The 20,990-nt window shown below is 52.1% G+C and carries 18 protein-coding genes and 4 tRNA genes; 10 read left to right on the top strand and 12 right to left on the bottom strand.

Annotated elements, in window-relative coordinates; translation table 11 throughout:
* Positions 1-253 precede the first annotated feature (253 nt).
* From KNV97_RS14560 to rlmM, 4 genes are read left to right on the top strand one after another with little or no spacing between them, the layout of a single operon-like run.
* Positions 254-1,174: a transcriptional regulator GcvA gene (locus tag KNV97_RS14560; RefSeq protein WP_218562202.1), complete on the top strand. Its 921-nt coding sequence runs from the start codon at positions 254-256 to the stop codon at positions 1,172-1,174.
* Positions 1,155-1,778, top strand: a complete 624-nt coding sequence (locus KNV97_RS14555) for an alpha/beta fold hydrolase (RefSeq protein ID WP_136483566.1) — start codon at positions 1,155-1,157, stop codon at positions 1,776-1,778. Before KNV97_RS14560 ends, KNV97_RS14555 begins: the two co-directional genes overlap by 20 nt.
* A complete protein-coding gene (locus tag KNV97_RS14550) occupies positions 1,768-2,166 on the top strand; it encodes a DUF423 domain-containing protein (protein WP_136483605.1) in 399 nt (132 codons plus the stop codon). Before KNV97_RS14555 ends, KNV97_RS14550 begins: the two co-directional genes overlap by 11 nt.
* The gene (gene rlmM / locus KNV97_RS14545; RefSeq protein ID WP_218562201.1) at positions 2,163-3,254 is read left to right on the top strand and encodes a 23S rRNA (cytidine(2498)-2'-O)-methyltransferase RlmM; all 1,092 of its coding nucleotides are present in this window, start codon (positions 2,163-2,165) and stop codon (positions 3,252-3,254) included. The genes KNV97_RS14550 and rlmM overlap by 4 nt, the downstream gene beginning before the upstream one ends.
* A gap of 78 nt (positions 3,255-3,332) precedes the next feature.
* On the opposite strand, the gene xni is transcribed toward rlmM, so the two are convergent.
* From xni to queF, 5 genes are all read right to left on the bottom strand, one after another.
* Positions 3,333-4,124: a flap endonuclease Xni gene (xni, locus tag KNV97_RS14540; RefSeq protein WP_218562200.1), complete on the bottom strand. Its 792-nt coding sequence runs from the start codon at positions 4,122-4,124 to the stop codon at positions 3,333-3,335.
* A gap of 121 nt (positions 4,125-4,245) precedes the next feature.
* Entirely contained in the window at positions 4,246-5,607 is a 1,362-nt protein-coding gene (gene ppnN / locus KNV97_RS14535) for a nucleotide 5'-monophosphate nucleosidase PpnN (protein ID WP_136483569.1), read from the bottom strand.
* A 312-nt stretch (positions 5,608-5,919) separates the two neighbouring features.
* Positions 5,920-7,485: a GGDEF domain-containing protein gene (locus KNV97_RS14530; RefSeq protein WP_218562199.1), complete on the bottom strand. Its 1,566-nt coding sequence runs from the start codon at positions 7,483-7,485 to the stop codon at positions 5,920-5,922.
* Between the two features lie 109 nt (positions 7,486-7,594).
* Entirely contained in the window at positions 7,595-9,862 is a 2,268-nt protein-coding gene (locus tag KNV97_RS14525) for a tetratricopeptide repeat protein (RefSeq protein WP_218562198.1), read from the bottom strand.
* Positions 9,863-9,878: 16 nt separating this feature from the next.
* Positions 9,879-10,724: an NADPH-dependent 7-cyano-7-deazaguanine reductase QueF gene (queF, locus tag KNV97_RS14520; protein ID WP_218562197.1), complete on the bottom strand. Its 846-nt coding sequence runs from the start codon at positions 10,722-10,724 to the stop codon at positions 9,879-9,881.
* 97 nt (positions 10,725-10,821) lie between these two features.
* On the opposite strand from queF, the gene syd reads away from it, so the two are divergent.
* Both syd and KNV97_RS14510 read left to right on the top strand, forming a co-directional pair.
* The gene (syd, locus tag KNV97_RS14515; RefSeq protein ID WP_136483573.1) at positions 10,822-11,367 is read left to right on the top strand and encodes a SecY-interacting protein; all 546 of its coding nucleotides are present in this window, start codon (positions 10,822-10,824) and stop codon (positions 11,365-11,367) included.
* Between the two features lie 3 nt (positions 11,368-11,370).
* Entirely contained in the window at positions 11,371-12,147 is a 777-nt protein-coding gene (locus tag KNV97_RS14510) for a Zn-ribbon-containing protein (RefSeq protein ID WP_218562196.1), read from the top strand.
* Positions 12,148-12,273: 126 nt separating this feature from the next.
* On the opposite strand, the gene KNV97_RS14505 is transcribed toward KNV97_RS14510, so the two are convergent.
* The 3 genes from KNV97_RS14505 to metN form a co-directional block, all read right to left on the bottom strand.
* On the bottom strand, positions 12,274-13,083 hold the full coding sequence (locus KNV97_RS14505; RefSeq protein WP_136483575.1) for a MetQ/NlpA family lipoprotein: 810 nt from the start codon (positions 13,081-13,083) through the stop codon (positions 12,274-12,276).
* 78 nt (positions 13,084-13,161) lie between these two features.
* Complete coding sequence (locus KNV97_RS14500; protein WP_218562195.1) at positions 13,162-13,839, bottom strand: methionine ABC transporter permease; 678 nt, start codon at positions 13,837-13,839, stop codon at positions 13,162-13,164.
* Complete coding sequence (metN, locus tag KNV97_RS14495) at positions 13,829-14,863, bottom strand: methionine ABC transporter ATP-binding protein MetN (protein ID WP_136483577.1); 1,035 nt, start codon at positions 14,861-14,863, stop codon at positions 13,829-13,831. Before metN ends, KNV97_RS14500 begins: the two co-directional genes overlap by 11 nt.
* Positions 14,864-15,220: 357 nt before the next feature.
* Here metN and gmhB point away from each other — a divergent pair, with 357 nt between their 5' ends.
* From gmhB to treC, 4 genes are all read left to right on the top strand, one after another.
* On the top strand, positions 15,221-15,778 hold the full coding sequence (gene gmhB, locus KNV97_RS14490) for a D-glycero-beta-D-manno-heptose 1,7-bisphosphate 7-phosphatase (RefSeq protein ID WP_136483578.1): 558 nt from the start codon (positions 15,221-15,223) through the stop codon (positions 15,776-15,778).
* Between the two features lie 28 nt (positions 15,779-15,806).
* Positions 15,807-16,778: a trehalose operon repressor TreR gene (gene treR, locus KNV97_RS14485; protein WP_218562194.1), complete on the top strand. Its 972-nt coding sequence runs from the start codon at positions 15,807-15,809 to the stop codon at positions 16,776-16,778.
* Between the two features lie 281 nt (positions 16,779-17,059).
* Positions 17,060-18,484 carry a PTS trehalose transporter subunit IIBC gene (gene treB, locus KNV97_RS14480; RefSeq protein WP_218562193.1) on the top strand — a complete coding sequence of 475 codons (1,425 nt, stop codon included), beginning with the start codon at positions 17,060-17,062 and terminating at the stop codon, positions 18,482-18,484.
* A gap of 91 nt (positions 18,485-18,575) precedes the next feature.
* Positions 18,576-20,258 carry an alpha,alpha-phosphotrehalase gene (treC, locus tag KNV97_RS14475; protein ID WP_218562192.1) on the top strand — a complete coding sequence of 561 codons (1,683 nt, stop codon included), beginning with the start codon at positions 18,576-18,578 and terminating at the stop codon, positions 20,256-20,258.
* 128 nt (positions 20,259-20,386) lie between these two features.
* Here treC and KNV97_RS14470 read toward each other — a convergent pair.
* The 4 genes from KNV97_RS14470 to KNV97_RS14455 form a co-directional block, all read right to left on the bottom strand.
* A tRNA-Tyr gene (locus tag KNV97_RS14470) sits at positions 20,387-20,471 on the bottom strand.
* An 84-nt stretch (positions 20,472-20,555) separates the two neighbouring features.
* Positions 20,556-20,640, bottom strand: a tRNA-Tyr gene (locus KNV97_RS14465).
* Between the two features lie 85 nt (positions 20,641-20,725).
* A tRNA-Tyr gene (locus KNV97_RS14460) sits at positions 20,726-20,810 on the bottom strand.
* Between the two features lie 85 nt (positions 20,811-20,895).
* Positions 20,896-20,980, bottom strand: a tRNA-Tyr gene (locus KNV97_RS14455).
* Positions 20,981-20,990 lie beyond the last annotated feature (10 nt).

Here is a 20,990-nt window from a genome sequence, read left to right as displayed (position 1 = left end):
TCAAAAAATAAATACAGGAAGTATATTTTGTAGCAGGGGATAACTGCACAAAACAGGGTGGTAGAAACCTACCGAACTCGAAAACCGAGTTTGCAAACACAACATCGCAACAACTAAGCCCATTGATTCTAAACAGAATCAAGCCGTTCAGGTCAGCGTTGCGGGGTGCAATATAGATTTTCTCTGGCTGGTTAGCAACGGACAATTTATAATGTTTCAGATTAAAAAAACTAATCTGTTACAGAGTGTACTCATGTCGAGAAGATTACCACCATTAAACTCGCTGAAAGTGTTTGAAGCAGCGGCCCGCCATCTGAGTTTTACTCGCGCGGCGGAAGAGCTGTTTGTCACCCAGGCAGCGGTTAGTCATCAGATTAAAGCGCTGGAAGAATTTCTCGGTCTTAAGCTGTTCCGGCGCCGCAACCGTTCGCTGTTGCTGACGGAAGAGGGCCAGGGTTACTTTCTTGATATCAAAGACATCTTTGTCTCCCTGCAAGAGGCAACAGACAAACTGCTGGAACGCAGCGAGAAAGGCGCGCTGACCATCAGTCTGCCGCCAAGTTTTGCCATTCAGTGGCTGGTGCCACGTCTGGCGGACTTTAATCAGCAGGAGCCGGATATCGATGTGCGGATCAAAGCGGTCGATATGGAAGAGGGATCGCTGACCGACGATGTTGATGTCGCGATCTATTACGGCCGCGGCCATTGGGCGGGATTACGCGCCGATAAGTTGTATCAGGAGTTTCTGATCCCGCTTTGTGCGCCGTCCCTGTTGATTGGCAGTAAGCCGCTCGCTAACCTGAGTGACCTTGGTCAGCACACCCTGCTGCATGATACGTCACGCAAAGAGTGGAAGCAGTTCGCCAAAGAGAACAACCTGGATGGCGTTAACGTCAACCACGGGCCGATTTTCAGTCATTCGACTATGGTATTGCAGGCGGCCGTACACGGGCAGGGGGTCGCGCTGGGTAACAATGTACTGGCGCAGCCGGAGCTGGATGCCGGACGGCTGGTGGCTCCGTTTGATCAGGTGCTGATGACCAACAACGCCTTCTATGTGGTGTGCCATGAAAAACAAGCGGACATGGGGCGTATCGCCACTTTCCGTGACTGGATGCTGAAAAAAGCTCGCAGAGAACAAGAGGAATTACTCGATGACGCAGGTGCGCGTTGATGGCGACAGCCATCCACTGACATTTATTTTTGCCCACGGTGCCGGGGCAGATATGGATCATGAATTTATGGCTGCCGTCGCAGCCGGACTGGCGCAGCGCGGCATCAAGGTGGTGCGGTTTAACTTTCCTTATATGGTCAAACGCAGTGAAGATGGCAAGCGCCGTCCGCCGGATCGGGCACCGAAGCTGCTCGATGCTTATCAAGCTGTGTTGGCCGAATACGCCACCGGTCCCGTGGTGATTGGCGGTAAGTCGATGGGCGGGCGTATGGCTTCGCTGCTGAGTGAGCACTCACATGTGGCCGGGATTGCCTGTCTTGGCTTTCCGTTCCATCCGCCCGGTAAACCGGAAAAGTTCAAAGGTGACCACCTGGCAACCATGCCCAAACCGTGCCTGATTTTACAGGGTGAGCGCGATACCTTTGGTCCGCGGGATGAGTTTGCCGATTTTACCTTCAGTGACCAGATTGAGGTCAGTTTTTTGCCCGATGGTGACCACAGCTTTAAACCGCGCAAAGCGTCCGGCCACACTGAAGCCGGCAATATTGCTCTGGCGGTAGAGCGGTTAAGTCAGTTTATTAAAGAGGTGTATGATGCAAAGTAAGTATTTACTTACATTTGGCGGTCTGTTTTCAGGCATTGCCGTTGCCCTGGGGGCGTTTGCGGCGCACGGTCTGAAAGCTATCCTGAGCCCTTATCTGCTGGAAGTGTTTCAAACTGGCGTGCAGTACCAGTTCATCCATGCGGCGGCGCTGATTGCGTGCGGCATCCTGTTGCAGTTGCCACTGGCACAAAAAGCGCGAAACTGTTTTAGCCGCGCGGCGATTTGCTTTATTATCGGCATCTTTTGTTTTAGCGGCAGTCTGTACGCACTGGCACTGACCGGAATCAAGTGGTTTGGTCCGGTGACACCGTTTGGCGGGCTGCTGTTTATGATCGGCTGGGGACTGTTTGCCTTGGCAGCGATGAGTATTAAAGAGGTGAAGCAGTGAAACAAGTCATGCTCTATTGCCGTGCGGGCTTTGAAAAAGAGTGCGCCGGCGAGATTCAGGACAAGGCCACGCAACTGGAAGTGTATGGATTTCCGCGCATGAAAACCAATAGTGGTTTCGTGATGTTTGAGTGTTACCAGGAAGGTGATGCGCAGAAACTGATCAAAGAGATTGATTTCCAGACGCTGATTTTTGCCCGCCAGATGTTTGCTGTGGCGGCCGAGTTTGAAGATCTGCCGAAAGATGACCGTATTTCACCGATTTTGTCCCGGTTGGGTGAGTTAGAAGATTTTCCGCGTTGCGGCGATCTGCGTGTCGAAACGCCGGACACCAATGAAGCCAAAGAACTGCTCAAGTTCTGCCGCAAGTTTACGGTTCCGCTGCGTCAGGCGTTACGTGGCAAAGGCTTACTGATGGCAAAAGAGCATCCGAAAAAGCCGGTGCTGCATGTCTGTTTTGTGGCGCCTGGCCATTGCTATGCCGGTTTCTCTTACAGCTCGAACAACTCGCAGTTCTTTATGGGCATTCCGCGCCTGAAATTCCCGGCGGATGCTCCGAGCCGTTCCACCCTCAAGCTGGAAGAGGCGTTTCACGTCTTTATTCCGCGTGAAGAATGGGAGACCCGTCTGGCCTCTGGGATGTGGGCGGTTGACCTCGGTGCTTGTCCGGGTGGCTGGACCTACCAATTGGTGAAGCGTTCGATGTTCGTGCATGCGATTGATAACGGCATGATGGCAGACAGTCTGATGGAAACCGGTCAGGTGACTCATCACATGGTGGATGGCTTTAAGTTCGAACCGCCGCGTAAAAACGTTACCTGGCTGGTGTGTGACATGATCGAAAAGCCGTCACGCGTTGCACAGTTGATGGGCGAGTGGCTGATCCGAGGATTGGCCAAAGAAGCGATTTTCAACCTCAAGCTGCCGATGAAGGGGCGCTATGATGAGGTGCTGGAAGATATTGAGAACCTCAAGCTGTTCCTGCGTGATAACGAGGTGAAATTCCGCCTGCAGGCGAAACATCTTTATCATGACCGGGAAGAGATCACGGTGCATGTTCAGGTGCTGAAAACGATTTCGCCGTATTAATCCATTCATCGCTCGCTGCTCAGACTAAAAACGCTCCCCGGGGAGCGTTTTTTATCGGCTGATCTTATGCGCGATGCTTTAGCTCTGAGATTCTTCACTACCCGGCACAACGTAGCGGATGTCCTGCAGATTAAAACCCAGTTCGATGTCGGTTTTGAGCCCGGCGACCTGTTTACATACCCGGGCCAGTTCGATGTGCTGGTCGAGCTTTTTGCGGTACTTCGGTGCCAGTTCTTCACTGGCGTAGGCACTTTCTATATCAGCAAACTGGGTCAGGATCTCTTTGGCGGCTTTCGGACCGACGCCCAGGACGCCCGGTACCTGGCTTGAGCTGACACCCGCCAGTCCCCAATAGTCGGCCAGTTGCTCGGGTTTGACGCCAAATTCTTTGGCGATAAACGGTGCATCCAGCCAGCGGTGCTGGAAATAATCCCGGATCTGCAGCGTCGGTGACAGTAACTGGCAATAGCCTTTGTCGGTGGAGATGATGGTGACTTTTTCCTGATGCGAGGCCACTTTAACCGCCAGCGTCGCGACCAGGTCGTCCGCTTCGTCACCGTCAGAGAGCAGCGAATCGATGCCCAGTTGCCACCAGGCTTGCTGAATCGCGTCCAGCCCTTGTGCCAGAGGCTCCGGCATTGGTTTACGGTTGGCTTTGTACTCCGGCAGGATCTCTGCCCGCCAGCCGCGGTGTTGTAAGTGGTGATCAAACACCGCGATAATGTGGGTCGGCTGCGCTTCATTAATGATGCGCTGCAGGGTGCGGGTCGTGGTGTCGATAGTACGGGCAATGTCACTTTCATCGGGTTGTACGGAGTGGACGCGGCGGATCAGATTTAACGCATCGATGATGACAAGATGAAGAGACATAAGGGTTGATTACCTGGGTTGTCTGCCCGGCGTGGGACAAGATAAAAAATAAGGGCGATAAGGCCCTTATTGTAATGAGTTTGTTCGAGATTGCTACCCGCACGGGCGGGTAGCCAGTGCTTTAAGAGACAATGCGGTAACAAGGCTCGTAGGCACTGCCGCCGGGGAGTTTCATCCGGTTCTGAGCCACGAAATCTTTCAGCAGTTTGTCCATTTTCTTCATTAATATCGGGTCGCCGTGGATTTCAAACGGTCCATGCTGCTCGATTTCACGAATTCCCTCCGCTTTGACGTTACCGGCCACAATGCCGGAGAAAGCGCGGCGCAGATTGGCGGCCAGCACTTCCGGTGCCTGATCGAGGTGCAGATCCAGGTTGGCCATGTTGTCGTGATTGGGCTCAAACGGTAACTGGAACTCCGGCTCGATTTTCAACGACCAGTTAAAGCTGTAGGCATCTTCGTGATCTTTGCGGTGCTGGCGCACGGTCGGCATCGCATTGCGCATAATGCGCGCCGCTTCAGCCGGATCGTCGATCACGATGCGGTAGTGTTTACGCGCGTCATCACCGAGAGTTTCGGCAATAAACTCATCAATCGAACGGAAATACTCTTCACTCTCTTTCGGACCGGTCAGCACGATAGGCATCGGCTGATGAGTGTTTTCCGGATGCATCATGATGCCAAGGATATACAGCAGTTCTTCAGCTGTACCCGGGCCGCCCGGGAAGATGATGATGCCGTGCGCCAGACGTACAAAGGCTTCAAGACGTTTCTCAATGTCCGGCATGATCACCAGTTCATTGACAATCGGGTTTGGCGGCTCGGCGGCGATGATTGAAGGCTCGGTCAGGCCAAGATAGCGCTTTTCCTGGTAGCGCTGTTTGGCATGGCCAATTGCAGCACCTTTCATCGGCCCTTCCATGGCACCCGGACCACAACCGGTACAGATGTTTAATTCGCGCAGGCCGAGTTCATTACCGACTTCACGGGTGTACTGATACTCGGTCGCGTTAATTGAATGTCCGCCCCAGCACACCACCAGATTGGGAATGATACCCGGGATCAGAGTACCGGCATTACGCAGGATCCCAAACACCAGGTTGGTGATATGGGTCGAATTGGTCAGGTTGAGGCGCTGGCTGTCGGCGAGGTGCATATTGACATACACGATATCGCGCAGCACTGAAAACAGGTGTTCCTGAATCCCTTTGATGATGTGTCCATCGACGAACGCGTGCTCAGGCGGGTTGGTCAGTTCCAGTTTAATCCCGCGCTCGCGGCGCAGGACGTTGACGTCGAAATTGCTGTATTTATCCAGCAGCTCTTTCGAGTTGTCGGTGTGGCTGCCTGAGTTGAGTACCGCCAGGGTACAGTTGCGGTAGAGCTGGTACAGGTCGCCGCTCGACGCGGTTTTTTTGAGTCGTTCTACTTCAAGTTGCGACAACAGATCCATACTGCCCGCAGGGCTGACTTGGGTGATCATGCTGACCTCCTTTGCTGAGAGGTTAATGAGAGTCCACCTGGCGAGCGGGTTGGAATGCGTAGTGATTACTTTGCTCGTTACACCGGATGGGAACACTGACGGCGCATTTTATTGTGACTTTGGTTATGGGGAAAACTGAGCCGCAGTTAATAACTTAACTAATTGATATTACGCTTTCAATCTTGTTCGGATCTACAGTTTTGGGAAATATTATGCCGCAGCAGATGTGAAGGCGGTCACTAAAATCGTGTGGAGTTGTACAAAAAGTGGCCGTATTGATGATGGGGAATGTGGTTGGAGAACGGCGCTGCTTTACTTCCAGGCTATCTGATTCGGGCCGTATTTCTTCGCATCGCTCATCGCTCGATAGGCGCGTTCGAGTACGATTTCCGGCGTGTCCGATTCTTTAAAACAGGTACTGGCCGCGGTCAGGGTAATGGTGATGCTTTTATCGCGGAATTTAAACGGCAGTTTGGATACATTGCGCTGAATCTGCTGAATGATTTGGTAGCTGTCATTATCACTGTGGTCAGGTAGCAGGATAACAAACTCTTCGCCGGAAAATCTTGCCACGGTCGCGGTCTCGTTGACTTCTTTGCTGATAGTGCGGGCGATAATACGCAGTGCTTTATCACCGGCCATAAAGCCGAAACTATCATTAATCGCTTTGAATTTATCAATGTCCAGCATCACCAGACGCAGGTTGTTCTGGGTACGAATCCAACGATGGTATTCGTGTTCCAGCCGGTCATTGAATGCACTGCGGTTATAGACGTTGGTCAGGGTATCCTGCTGCATACGCCGGGCCTGATCATCAAGGCGGCGGCGATAATCCTGAGTCATTTCGTACAGCGCTTCCATCTGGCTGCGGGTGTACTGCATGCGTTCAATCAGAACCTGTTCACGCTGTTCGGCATGGGTCAGACGTTCTGATAATGAAGCCAGTTCATCCAGCATAGGCCCCAGTCTGGCTTTGGTGGCTGCCAGTTCGGTGCCTTCTTTCAGGGTGCTTTGACTGCGTCCGACCAGGGAGCTGAGTTCCACGTGCATTTCCGCGCGGTGCACCTGGTAGCTCTGGCTTTGCTCGAGGTTCTGATTGACGCTTTTGATGTTGTTACACAGGGAGGTGTTGACTTGGTCAAGAAACTTCTCGGAGCCTTTACGTTCCGCGTGGGTGCCGGCGATGACCAGTTTGAGTACGTCCATGGTCAGTTCCAGCAGCGACTGGGTGGTCACCCCGCTTAGCAGCTTGGCACGGATGTCGGTCAGCAGGTCACCATATTCGCCGTCGAAGTCGAGTTCGGTGATCAGGTTTTGCAGTTCCTCACTCAAACTTGCCAACAGCTCTTGGTCAGCTCCGCCAGCCAAATCAGCATTCAATGCTTGCGGGTTCGCGGAGATGATCTTGACGGAGCGTTCGTACAGCGCCAGCAGTCGCATCGCCTGTTCCACTTTGGAGGGGGGCTGAGCGGCGGAAAAACTGAGCAGATCACGCAGGTCACGTTTGATTTTTGCCGGCAGACCGGGAACGCGTAACAGAATTTCACCACTGCTTTTGATCTGAGCATCAAGGTGGTGACTCTGTTTATCCATGTTCAACGTTTGTTGCTTCAACATGCGCTCCAGTACGGCCAGTCGGGGTATGATTGAGCTTATATCGGTTTGTTGTTCGATGGCTTGACGCAGCTCAGAAAGGTACCCGTTTAACTGGATATTCTCGCCCTGACAAGCCTGACTTAACGATGCGACGATGCGCTTCAGGACTTTTTGTTCTCGGTTAAATTTGAACGAAGTATCCCGATGTGTCAAACGTGTTTGTTCCAATTTACTACGCAATTGGTCTAACTGATTTTGGATATCTTGTTCAAGAATGCCCATCGACAACAAACTAATAAAAAGGGGATCAGTATGATCCTATTTACTGATTTGTCGATAATAGCAAATATTTTGAATTCGTCACGAATTCAGTGCCTTAACCGCGTAGCTTTTACCCATCTTTTAAAAGTTTTTTGATGATTTCCTCATTTTTGAACGAAGAATGGACTTTGATCAGCCCTTGGTTGATGGCGTGCTTGCATGATTTACGAATATCGTTTGAGGCAAAACTGGCCGCTGGCGCGTTATCAATCGCACGCAGATAGACCCAGTGGCTGCTGTTTTCGCGAATACTCAGCTCACGCGCTACGCTGGCGGCCATCAGCAAAATATCGAGTAACTCTTTATCATTAATCGCGGTATAAGCGCGCGGCAGGAAAGGATAATCGGCAATGCCCATCCGGATGGTACGGTTGAGCGGCCTCTCCGGCTGAAACTCCTGCATCCAGTCCTGGACCTTATTGCACAGTACTTCCGGTGGTTGATCGCGGTCGCTGCACGGTTCGATGTAGAGCAGGTTGGCATCAGAGAAGTGGTACAAGCGCGCGTCTTCGCCCAGCTTGGATTTAATAAACTCGCCAAAGGCGTGCTCGAGCTCAAGTCCGGCACTGTAGCCGTGCTGCAGGTACATATTACGCAGGAAAGGCACATCAATCATGGCGAACCGTAAGCGGTCGTTGAGCGGTTCATGAATCAGCTCGCTGATATGCCACTGTTCATAGCTCTGGCTGCTTTTTTCCAGCGTTGATAACAGTTTGGAGTTGAGCATACGCAGATTGTGCAGTCGTGAGCGCGAGTGGGTATACAGGTTGGTATTGAGCTCGGCAATCTCTTCTTTCTGGCGTTGCAGCAGGTAGCCGCGGCGCAGCACAATCAGGAAAAACACTGCGCTGGCAATAAACAGGGCAAAGGCGATTTTCTGGAATTTACTGTATTCGCGCTTGGTATCCTGCAGCTCTTTTTCCTGGCCGACCAGATGCAGTGTCTGCTCGACAAACTCTTTCTGCTGGCGGAAAGCATCTTCACTGATTTGATTGAGCTTTTCCTGGCGGATCTTGGCGATTGAGTTGCTGTGTTTGACGCTGCTTAATGCGTTGGCATAGTCGCCACGTTGTTCATAACCCAGTGACAGCAGGTGATAAGCCTGCTCTTCCATCGCCAGATCGCCGACATCATGGCTGATAGACAGCGCCTGCTGAGCCTGTTCAATCACCTTGCTGCTCTGCTGTTGATGGTAAGCCAGGCCGGCTTTGAGCAATGCAGCCCGGCCTTTAAGCAGCGGAATATCGGTGTAGCTGAGCATATCTTCCGCTCGCACCAGATACTGCTCGGCGAGCGGATAGTTGAATAGTTGCAGGTAAGTGGCAGCCAGACTGAGGCGCACTTCTATCACGCTGTGCAGATTGTTGTCACCGCTCTCATGGTCGATGACGTTAAAGTAATGCACCAGAGCGAGGTTATATTTGCCTTGCAGGAAGTAGACGTCGCCCATACGTTTCAGTACCGCAGCCAGAGTCGGCGATTTGTCGTAGTTGTCGTAAAAATCAGCCGCCTGGGACAGATGAACCAGCGTTTTATCCAGCACGCGGCGTTCATAGAACAGCTGGGCCAATAAGGTGTTGGTTTTCGCCAACAGGGCACCGTCGTTATCTTCAATCGCACTCCAGTACGACATCAGTAATTCAGACAGGGCCAGATTGTAGCGCTCGTGAGTCAGGTAATGCTGGCCCACTTCAAGATGATATTCGATTTGTTGTTGCGGCGACGGAAGGCTGTCAATATACGGCTTGGCTTCGGCAAACAGACGGTCAGCCAGCTCAACATCGTTGGCGCGTGAGGCGATTTCCGCACGCAGCATGGTCATCTTGTAATTGATGCCCTTGGCGAGTTGATCGGAATTTTCCAGCGCTTCGTAGCGTTTGGCGATGTCACGCAGTTTTTCCCGCGCAGCAGAAGCATCGCCGTCATCCATCCATTGCAGACGTACCAGCAGGGTGTCGACGTCGAGCTCGAGATAGGCCAGCTGATACTGCTGGGCCAGCTGACGTGCTTCCTCCAGGACCTGGAATGCCATGTGCGGAAAACCAAGCTGGTACTGCGCTTTGGCAATGATTTTCATCGCATCGATAGTACTGCCGGGTGTACGCACCCGGCTGTCGGTCTCGTCGCGGCTGATAGTGGACGGTGTTTTTTCCACTTTATCAGCCAGTTTTCGCTGGGTGAGATAGTCGGTCGCGAGTGCTTTGGCCTGCTTGGGAGAGATCTCCACCAGGCCGTTTGCTTCATTCAGTGTCGGAGACGAGTAAATGGTTGCCTGAGACCAGGTTGCAAAACAGAGCAGGGTTAGCCCCAGCCAGTGCTGCCAGCGAAAACGAGTCATGCTGTCCGAAATCCTTTTATTGACGAGCCATACGTTGGTTGTGCGCAGGTGCGGCCTGCTGCGTGGAACGGAATGGGTTGATATCCAGTCCGCCACGGCGGGTATAACGCGCCTGTACCGTCAGTGACTCCGGCTTACAGTAACGGGTGATGTCGGTGAAAATACGCTCGACACACTGCTCGTGAAACTCGTTGTGTTCACGGAATGAGACGATGTAACGCAGCAGAGCTTCGCGGTCGATTTTTGGCCCGCGGTAAGCGATTTCGACGCTGCCCCAGTCCGGCTGGTTGGTGATCAGGCAGTTGGACTTGAGCAGGTGGCTGTGCAGGGTCTCCTCAACAATCTCATCGCTGCTGGCACCATTGAGCAGGCTAGCGTCAAAATCGTAGCGGGTGATCGCGATGTCCTGCTCGTCGATACATTCGCCCTGCATGGTGACAATTGGCTGCGCGGTGTAGGCGCTGAGCGGTTTGACATCTACCGTGACGCTTTCGCCGGCACAGGCGGAGAGATCTTTGACCAGGCACTGCTGCACACTATGCCAGTCGGCGAAACGGGTCTGGTTGAAACTGTTCAGGTAAAGCTTGAATGACTTGGACTCGATCAGATTGGCGCTGGTGGCCGGAATGGCAACTTCGCCGATCGCAACCTGAGGCAGGCCGTTGTCATTCAGCCACGAGAGTTCATACAAGGTCCAGATGTCACAGCCCTGAAACGGCAGCGTATCGCCGAGGTTAAGGTCGTCTCGGTTCAGGCTACGCGGCACTGGTTGCAAAAGAGACGGGTCGTACTGATTGGCGTATTCGGTGGTTTTACCCAGGGTTAAACCCGCCAGTTCTTTTGCGTCAGAATATTTGCTCATACTTTACAGTCAATTCGATTAGAATAACCGGAATTCTACGCAATACCGCCGCGTGTGTCATCTGGCAGGCGCGACTAACTCAACAATGGAGAACTTCATGGCACATTCCGTGGCCCGGGCTTTATTCTCATTCAGTCAACGCTATCTTGATGCAGTGCAGCATAAGCACCAGAGTCTGCCCTACAACGAGGAGCTGCTTGGTCTGGCTTCTCAGTGTGTGGTGCGCACTTTGGCCGATGGTGTCGAGTGGCAACCGGTCGAGCGTGAGACGCCGGTGGATCTGGCGAATGTCGAGCGTGGTATGGAACTGACCTTACATGAAGATATTGGCCATTTTTACGGTTCTCAGTTTGCCGCTGATATGCCGGCAACCTGGCGCGGTGAAGCGCTGACTCTGCTTCAGGTGTGGAGCGATGAAGATTTCGCCCGTCTGCAGGAGAATATCCTGGGGCATCTGGTGATGCAGCGTCGTCTGAAACAAAAACCAACTGTGTTTATCGCGACCACAGAGGACGAGATGGACGTGATCTCTATCTGTAATCTGACCGGCCAGGTGATTCGGGAAACGCTGGGCACGGATAAACGCCAGGTATTGAGCTGTGATGTGGCCGAGTTTTTAACCCAGTTAGAGCCGGCGGTATAAGTTATGTTTGTGGTTGAACTTCAGTTTGAATGCTTTGATAACACCACCATCAGTGCCGTGGATAAGGCCGTGAATGGTCTGATGGACGCGCTGCGCTACAACGGTCAGGTGCTGGGGCGTGAATTTCCTATAGTGCTGGGAGACGGCGAATTTTTTGTCCGCGCCGTGTGTCCGGAGCAGGAGAGTCTGCACCCGAAAAATCATTCTGATTTTGTTAAGGTGTGTATTGGTCGTCTGGCTCAAGCCAGCCTGCTGGCTCCGAAAGTGCGCCTGCTGGGGCGGGACATCAATTCAGAGCAGGCAGCCGAAGAGGAAACGCCGGGCTGGCAGGTGCTGTATACCACTTACGTGCATACCTGTTCACCGCTGCGCAGCGGCGAGAGTCTGCTGCCGATCCCGCTTTATCGCAATGAACCAACCCTGAACGGTGACCACAAAGCGGTGATCAAATGGCAGACCGAGTGGCAGGCGTGTGATGAAATCCAGATGGCGGGCGGCTGCAAGGCGGAGTTCGCTGCGCTGCATGAAATCTGCGACGCCGACAGCGATCTGTTCCGCCGTGGCTGGGATCTGCGCGGCCGGATTGAGTACCTGACCAAGGTGCCGACTTACTATTACCAGTACCGGGTCGGCGGCAGCAGTCTGGCTGACGAAAAGGCCAGGCCGTGCCCGAAATGCGGCGGGGAATGGCTGCTTGCAGAGCCGCTGCATGATATTTTTCACTTCAAATGCAACAGTTGCCGGATTGTCTCCAATATCTCCTGGGATCACCTGAAATAGCCAGGGGCAGGCTATCTGACGGCAGCAGCAGAGATTGCACGCAATAAAAAAGGTTGGCCCGAAGCCAACCTTTTTTGTCTTTGCTACTGCATTTTCGCTATTTGCTACGCCAGTGCCAGGCAGGCATTACCAGCCTTTGACTGAGCCACCGTTGAAGATTTCAGAAGCCGCTTTGTTTACTTCGTCAGTCTGGTAAGCTTTCAGGAAGTTCTGTACGTTTTCAGCATTGACGTTGTCTTGACGAGCAACCAGCAGGTTGACGTATGGAGACTCTTTGTCTTCGACGAACACGCCATCTTTTTCTGGTGTCAGGCCGATTGAGCTTGCGAATGTGCTGTTAATGATCGCCAGTTCAACGTCGTCCAGTGAACGTGGCAGCTGAGGGGCTTCCAGTTCAACAATACGGAAGTTTTTCGGGTTTTCTGCGATGTCACGTACTGTCGCTTCCAGACCCGCGCCTTCACGCAGTTTGATCAGACCTTGCTGCTCAAGCAGGATCAGAGAGCGGCCCAGGTTAGTTGGATCGTTTGGTACTGCGATACGTGCGCCGTCCTGCAGTTGGTCAACTGAGGTGATTTGCTTTGAGTAGGCTGCGATTGGGTATACAAAAGTGTTGCCTACGATTGCCAGTTTGTAACCACGGTCAGCAATTTGCTTGTCCAGGTATGGTTTGTGCTGGAATGCGTTCGCGTCGATAGAACCGTCATCCAGAGCCGCGTTTGGTGTAACGTAGTCAGTGAACGTAACCAGTTCTACATCCAGGTCGTATTTCTGTTTGGCAACTTTAGCAGCCACTTCAGCAACCTGAGCTTCAGCACCGGCGATTACACCGATTTTTACTTTGCTGTTGTCCACGGCTTTATCACCACAACCAGCCAGAACCAGCGCTGATGCAGCGGCTGCGATAGCCAGTAAACCTTTAAGGTTAAATTTCATAATATTCTCCTTGTTATAAACTTTTTAACGTATCTGTGTTGGTTAACGTAACTATGTTGTGTTTACGAAAAGAACGGTTTATCTGTGATCGACGCGGCGCACCAGGTTGTCACCGACCGACTGAATAATTTGTACCAGCACAATCAGCATTACTACTGTTACTGTCATCACTGAGATGTCGTAACGGTGGAAGCCGTAACGGATTGCCACGTCACCCAGACCACCGCCACCGACAGTACCGGCCATTGCTGAGTAGCTGACCAGAGTCACCAGCGTGATGGTGATTGAGTTAATGATGGTTGGCATGGCTTCCGGCAGCAGCACTTTGCTGATGATCTGCATCGGGGTTGCCCCCATTGACTGAGCCGCTTCAACCAGACCGCTTGGTACTTCCAGCAGCGCGCCTTCAATCAGACGCGCGACAAACGGGATAGCACCGATAGTCAGCGGAACGATGGCGGCTGTGGTACCGATAAAGGTGCCGACAATAATTTTGGTCACAGGAATGATAGCGACCATCAGTACCAAGAAAGGTACCGAACGACCGATATTAACAATAGCACCCAATACCTTGTTCAGGCGTGGGTTTTCCAGTAATCCGCCTTTCTTGCTGGTGTGCAGAATCACACCCAGAGGAATACCAAAAACAAAGCCAACGATACCTGCTACGGCGACCATGTAGACGGTTTCCCAGGTTGCAGTTAGGAGAAGATCACCGTTGAGTGACAACCAGCTGCTTACAACATCAAAGGACATAACCAAGAACCTCTACTTTTACTTTGTGATCGCGAAGGTATTGCATTGCTGCAACGCTGTCGGCTTCGGTGCCGAAAATTTCAGCTACCATCATGCCGAATTTAACGCCGCCGGCATAATCGATGTCTGAACTCAGAATGCTGACATCAATATTATATTTACGTGCGATTTGTGACATCAGTGGTGCATCGACAGTCGCACCGGTGAACTCAAGGCGAACCAGTGGGCTGCTGCCTGCCACGCGCTGCTCATTCAGGCGTGCCTGGTAATCGTCCGGGATCGACAGATCCAGTGTTGAGCGGATAAATTTATTCGCCAGTTCAGTTTTGGCGTGGGCGAAAATGTCACCTACACTGCCTTTCTCAACCAGTTCACCGCCACCGATGATCGCCACTTCGTGACAGATGCTTTTTACCACGTCCATTTCGTGCGTGATCAGCAGCATGGTGATGTTCAGTTTGCGGTTAATCTCTTTCAGCAGCTCCAGAATCGACTGGGTGGTTGCCGGATCCAGTGCACTGGTTGCTTCGTCACACAGCAGCACTTTGGGATCACAAGCCAGGGCACGGGCAATCGCCACACGTTGCTTCTGACCACCACTCAGGTTAGCCGGGTAGGTATCACGTTTATCTGCCAGACCAACCAGTTTCAGCAGTTCAGTGACTTTACGCTCGATGTACTGTTCATCTTTGCCTGCCAGTTCAAGTGGCAGGGAGATGTTGCCAAACACAGTGCGCGATGACAGCAGATTGAAGTGCTGAAAAATCATGCCGATATTACGGCGGGTTTCCGACAGTTGTTTTGAATTCAGTTTAGTCAGATCGACACCGTCGACAATCACGCTGCCGTCGGTTGGAGTTTCCAACATGTTGACACAACGGATCAGAGTACTTTTCCCTGCACCTGAAGAACCGATAACACCGAAGATTGTGCCTTGTGCGATTTTAAGATTGATGTCCTTCAAGGCGTGAATTTCCTTATCACCTTGGTAGAACACTTTATTTACGTGACTAATTTCAATCATGTTTAAACCTGTGCAGGGATACTGAACCGGACGACGCTCATAATCCTGAGCCCTTCCGTGATTAACAGTATAAAATTTTGAACTCTCTCTCACTGGGGAGACGATGCTATGGTTTATCGACAATCAAGTCAATCGATATTTTGACGTCTAGACGTCTAAATGGGCCAATTTTAACTCCGAAAAAGTGATCGATGTAATACGGGAAAGTGATTAAATAGCAGGGAAAGAAATAAGGCGCATATGATGGCTCAGCGCGCTGTCGGGGAGCCCGCTGATAACCGGTGCAATCAAACTCGCATCTTGAGGTGACTCGGGTATAATCAAAACCAGTTATCTACCTTATTTGAGAGCAATATTTTGGCAAAACCTGCTGTGTTTTTAGATCGTGACGGCGTGATTAACGTTGACCATGGCTACGTGCATGATGAGCACGATTTTGAATTTATCGACGGTGTGTTCGAAGCAACGAAAAAGCTAAAAGCCATGGGCTACATGCTGGTGCTGGTGACGAACCAGTCGGGGATTGCCCGCGGCAAGTTCAGTGAAGATCGTTTTCTGTCGCTGACACAGTGGATGGACTGGAACTTCGTTGACAACGGCGTCGAGTTTGATGGTATCTATTATTGCCCGCACCATGCTGAACATGGCGTAGGTAAATATAAAGAAGACTGCGACTGTCGTAAGCCAAAACCGGGGATGTTCATCTCGGCGCGTGATTTTCTCAAAATCGATATGGCGAACTCGGTCATGGTAGGGGATAAAGCAGAAGACCTGATGGCCGCCGCCGCCGCTGGCGTGGGGACTAAGATTCTGGTGCGCACCGGCAAACCGGTCACCGAGCAAGGCGAAGCGCTGGCGGATGCTGTACTGGATAGCATCAGCAGCGTGCCTGAGTATCTGCAGTCACGCGGCTGATAAGCCGGTTTACTGCATTGGACCTGCTATGAGTAAAAAGCTCACCATTCTGGATATTGCCAAACTGTCTGGGGTTGGTAAATCGACGGTGTCCCGGGTTCTGACTCGGGATCCGAAAGTGAAACCGGAAACCCGTGCCAGAGTAGAGCAGGTGATTGCCGAACACGGTTATGTGCCATCCAAGTCCGCCCAGTCGATGCGTGGCGGACGGCAGAAAGTGGTGGGTGTGATTATTTCCCGCCTCGACTCGCCTTCAGAAAACCGCTCAGTCAGCAGTATGCTGCCGATACTCTATCAATATGGCTACGATGTCGTGATCATGGAAAGCCAGTTCGACCGTGCTAAAACAAGTGAACATCTCGAGGTGCTGGCCAGGCGTAACGTTGACGGGGTCATCGTGTTTGGTTTTACCGGGCTGGATATGGTCAGTCTGGCGCCATGGCATAATCGCGCCGTCGTGATTGCGATGGACAGCGCCAGCGTCTCTTCGATTAATTATGATAATTGCGGCGTGATTCGCGCGGCGCTGGCTCATCTTGAGCAGCAGCAGTTCAACCGGATTGCTTATATCGGGGTCGACCCGGGAGATAAGACCACCGGAGCGCTGCGACTTAATACCTATCTTGAATGGTGTGCCGAGCACGGCTATGCGGCCAATTATCAGACTGGGCAACTGAATCATCACAGTGCTTATCAGTTGGTCGACAAAGTGCTGACCGCCGAGACCCAAGCGATTGTTTGTGCCAGCGACAGTATTGCCATGGGGGTCATTAAACGCCTGCAGGAGTGTCAGCGTGAAGACGTGGCAGTGACCGGAGTGGGTGGCAATGAACTGCTGTCGTTTTTGTTTCCTAAGGTGTACAGCGTTGATCCCGGGTATCGCGAAGCCGGAGAGCAGGCAGCCCGATTGCTGATTCAGCACTTACGGGGTGAAATCAGCCAATGTGTTCATCTGACCCAGGCACCAGCGACGACGATATTTAACCCTTCCAGCCATTAACCCTTTTAGCGATTCACCCTGCCGCCTGCTGTGCGGGTGGCATTCTGAGGTTCATTTTTCCTTCTGCGGCCGGCTCCCGATCCGACCAAGATCGCTTTTTTATCCATCGCTCTTACCCCGGATGTGATCGTTTTCAATTAATGGGAACAGTCCCATTCTGCTTTCTTTCTGCTTATGTCACTATTCTTTACATCGCAATGGGAATGTTCCCATATGCAATTGAACTATTATAAAAAACCTAATTACGATAAAAGAACTTAACCAATAAGGTGGACGAGGATATGAGTAAGATAGCGACACAAGACGTTGCGCGTCTTATCGAGCTGGTCGGTGGCAAAGAGAATATTGCCAGCGTAACGCACTGCCTGACCCGGCTGCGTTTTGTGCTCAATGAACCAGCGAAAGCAGACAGTAAGCAGTTGGAAGCGCTGAGCATGGTCAAAGGTTGCTTTACCAATGCCGGTCAGTTTCAGGTCGTGATTGGCACTGAGGTTGATCAGGTGTATAAGCTGCTGCTGCAACAGAGTGGCCAGACTGAAGCTTCCAAAGATGAGGCCAAGCAGGCGGCACGCCAGAACATGAACATGCTGGAGCGGGGAATTTCCCATCTGGCCGAGATTTTTGTGCCCCTGCTGCCGGCTATCATTACTGGCGGTCTGATTCTGGGCTTTCGTAATGTCATCGGCGACATCCGTATGTTTGATGGCAAAACCCTGGTTGAAATCAGTCAGTTCTGGGCCAGCGTCCATTCCTTCCTGTGGCTGATTGGTGAGGCCATCTTTTTCTTCCTGCCGGTCGGGGTTTGTTGGTCGACAGTAAAAAAACTCGGCGGTACACCGATTCTGGGCATCACGCTCGGGATAACCCTGGTGTCACCGCAACTGATGAACGCCTATCTGATTGGTAAGCAGGTGCCGGAAGCGTGGGATTTTGGCTGGTTTGTGATTGATAAGGTCGGTTATCAGGCGCAGGTGATTCCGGCCATTCTGGCCGGTGTGATGCTGGCTTTGATTGAAACCAACCTCAAACGCATTGTCCCGGCTTACCTCTATTTAGTGGTGGTACCGTTTATTTCTATCCTCCTGTCGGTGCTGCTGGCTCACGCCATCATTGGCCCGTTTGGGCGCATGCTCGGTGACGGGGTTGGTATCGCAGCTAAAGCAGCCATGACCGGTGACTTTGCCGTCATCGGTTCGATGCTGTTTGGCTTTTTGTATGCGCCACTGGTGATCACTGGTATTCACCACACCACCAACGCAGTTGATCTGCAGCTCATGCAGGATCTCGGCGGCACGCCTATCTGGCCTTTGATTGCCCTGTCGAATATTGCCCAGGCCTCGGCGGTGGTCGGCATCATATTGATCAGCAAAAAAGAGGGCGAGCGGGATATTTCTGTACCGGCGGCGATCTCTGCTTATTTGGGCGTTACTGAGCCTGCCATGTACGGCATCAACCTCAAATATAAGTTTCCGATGTTGTGCGCCATGATCGGCAGCGCACTAGCCGCTGCAGTGTGCGGCAGCTTTGGGGTGATGGCAAACGGTATAGGGGTTGGTGGTCTGCCTGGTATTTTGTCGATTCAGCCGCAGTACTGGATGGTGTTTTTACTGGCGATGTTAATTGCGGTCGCGGTGCCGGTGGCGCTGACTCTACTGATGTATAAGCGCGCTAAAGCCAAGGGCGAGCTGACGGTGGCGCAGGCATAAGTGACTCAGGCATCAGTGACTCAGGTTGAGTGGTCACTATCGTTCAGCCTGATAGCGGATTTTTTATTTTTCAGGTAAGTGAGTTAAGAGTATGACAAGCAATAAGGGCGATGCTGAGTGGTGGAAAACCGCCACGATTTATCAAATCTATCCGAAAAGCTTTTGTGACAGCGGCGCTAAGGGAACCGGCGATCTGCGCGGTATTATCAGTAAGCTCGACTATCTGCAGTTGCTGGGCATTGATGCCATCTGGCTGACGCCGGTCTATCAGTCGCCCATGGTCGATAATGGTTACGATATTTCCGACTATTACGCCATCAATCCGCAGTTCGGCACGATGCAGGATTTTGACCAGTTGCTGGCGCAGGCACACCAGCGCGGTATTCGTATCATCATGGATATTGTGGTGAATCACACCTCGACCGAGCATGCCTGGTTTCAGGCGGCATTGGGTGACAAATCCAGCCCGTATCGTGACTACTATATCTGGAAGGCGCCTAAAGACGGGCGCGAACCGAACAACTGGCAGTCGAAATTCGGTGGCAGTGCCTGGGCGCTGGATGAAGCGACCAAGGAATACTATCTGCACCTGTTTGCAACCGAACAGGCTGATCTCAACTGGGAGAACCCAGCGGTGCGTGAGGAAGTCAAAGCGGTGATCGGTTTCTGGGCGCAAAAAGGGGTCGATGGTTTCCGGCTTGATGTGATTAACCTTATCTCCAAACAGCAGGACTTTGTTGATGATGAGCGCGGTGACGGACGGCGGTTCTATACCGATGGCCCTAAAGTACATCAGTACCTGCAGGAGATCAGCCGTGATGTGTTCCAGCGTTATGGCAGCGTGACGGTGGGTGAGATGTCATCAACCACTTTAGAGCATTGCCAGCAATATTCAGCACTTGATGGACGCGAGTTATCCATGGTGTTCAATTTCCATCATCTTAAAGTCGATTATCCGGATGGCAATAAATGGGCCTGTGCACCGTTTGACTTTGTGCAGCTCAAACAGATTTTTAATCACTGGCAGAGCGGGCTTAACGGACAAGGCTGGGGCGCGCTATTCTGGTGTAATCATGATCAGCCACGGGTGGTCAGCCGCTTTGGTGATAATGGTCAGTACCGGGTTGAAGCCGCCAAAATGCTGGCCGCATCGATTCATATGATGCAGGGCACGCCTTATATTTATCAGGGTGAAGAGATTGGCATGACTAATCCGGGGTATACCCGCCTGGAGCAGTACCGCGATGTGGAAAGTATCAATATGTATGATCTGATGGTACGCCACGGAGAGACTTCCCATCAGGAGATGATGGCGATTCTGGCGCAGAAATCACGGGATAACTCGCGCACGCCGATGCAGTGGCGCGATGCTCTTCATGCAGGGTTCAGTCAGGGGCAGCCGTGGCTGGATGTGGCGATCAACTATCCCTCCATTAATGCAGAGCAGGCGCTGGCTGATCCGGATTCGGTGTTTTACTTTTATCAGCGTCTGATTGAACTGCGTAAGCAAGTGCCGGTGATTACCACGGGCGATTACCAGGACTTACTACCGGATCATCCGGCTATTTTTGCCTATCAGCGCCGCTCATCGACGCAAACCCTGATTTGCCTTAACAACTATTATGCCGATGCGGTACAGTGCGAACTGGCCGAGACGCTGAATTTAGAGCGGGCGCGCTATCTGCTGGGCAATTATGCGCAGCTGGAGGAACAAGCTGTCACTCAGCAGCAGACTCTGCGCGCGTATGAAACCCGGGTGATTTTGCTTGAGTAGCGGACGTCTCTGAGTAAGTAAAATAAAAGGCATTCTGTCGCTGGATGCCTGATTCGCCACGATGTGGTTGAAAAGAAGCGGTGGCTGAAAACAAAAAAGCCAGCTCAATGAGCTGGCTTTTTTGTATATGGTGGAGGGGGACGGATTCGAACCATCGAAGGCGGAGCCGGCAGATTTACAGTCTGCTCCCTTTGGCCACTCGGGAACCCCTCCAGGGTTGGTCTTATTCTTCACAGAACAAGCTTGACTGACGTTTTCCCAACGCATCAGACAAGGGGTTTCTCTTAAAGAGAAATATGGTGGAGGGGGACGGATTCGAACCATCGAAGGCGGAGCCGGCAGATTTACAGTCTGCTCCCTTTGGCCACTCGGGAACCCCTCCAGGGGTGGTCTTATTCTTCACAGAATAAGCTTGAATGACGTTTTCCCAACGCATCAAACAAGGGGGTTTCTCTTAAAGAGAAATATGGTGGAGGGGGACGGATTCGAACCATCGAAGGCGGAGCCGGCAGATTTACAGTCTGCTCCCTTTGGCCACTCGGGAACCCCTCCAGGGGTTTTCTTATTCTTTATCAGAATAAGCTTGACTGACGTTTTCCCAACGCATCAATCAAGTTTTTCTCTTACGAGAAGAATATGGTGGAGGGGGACGGATTCGAACCATCGAAGGCGGAGCCGGCAGATTTACAGTCTGCTCCCTTTGGCCACTCGGGAACCCCTCCAGGGTGTTTT

Origin of the sequence: Vibrio ostreae (assembly GCF_019226825.1) — a bacterium.
Lineage (GTDB): Bacteria > Pseudomonadota > Gammaproteobacteria > Enterobacterales > Vibrionaceae > Vibrio > Vibrio ostreae.
The sequence above is the reverse complement of the archived record's forward strand: the minus strand, read 5'-3'. Positions and strand labels throughout refer to the sequence as shown.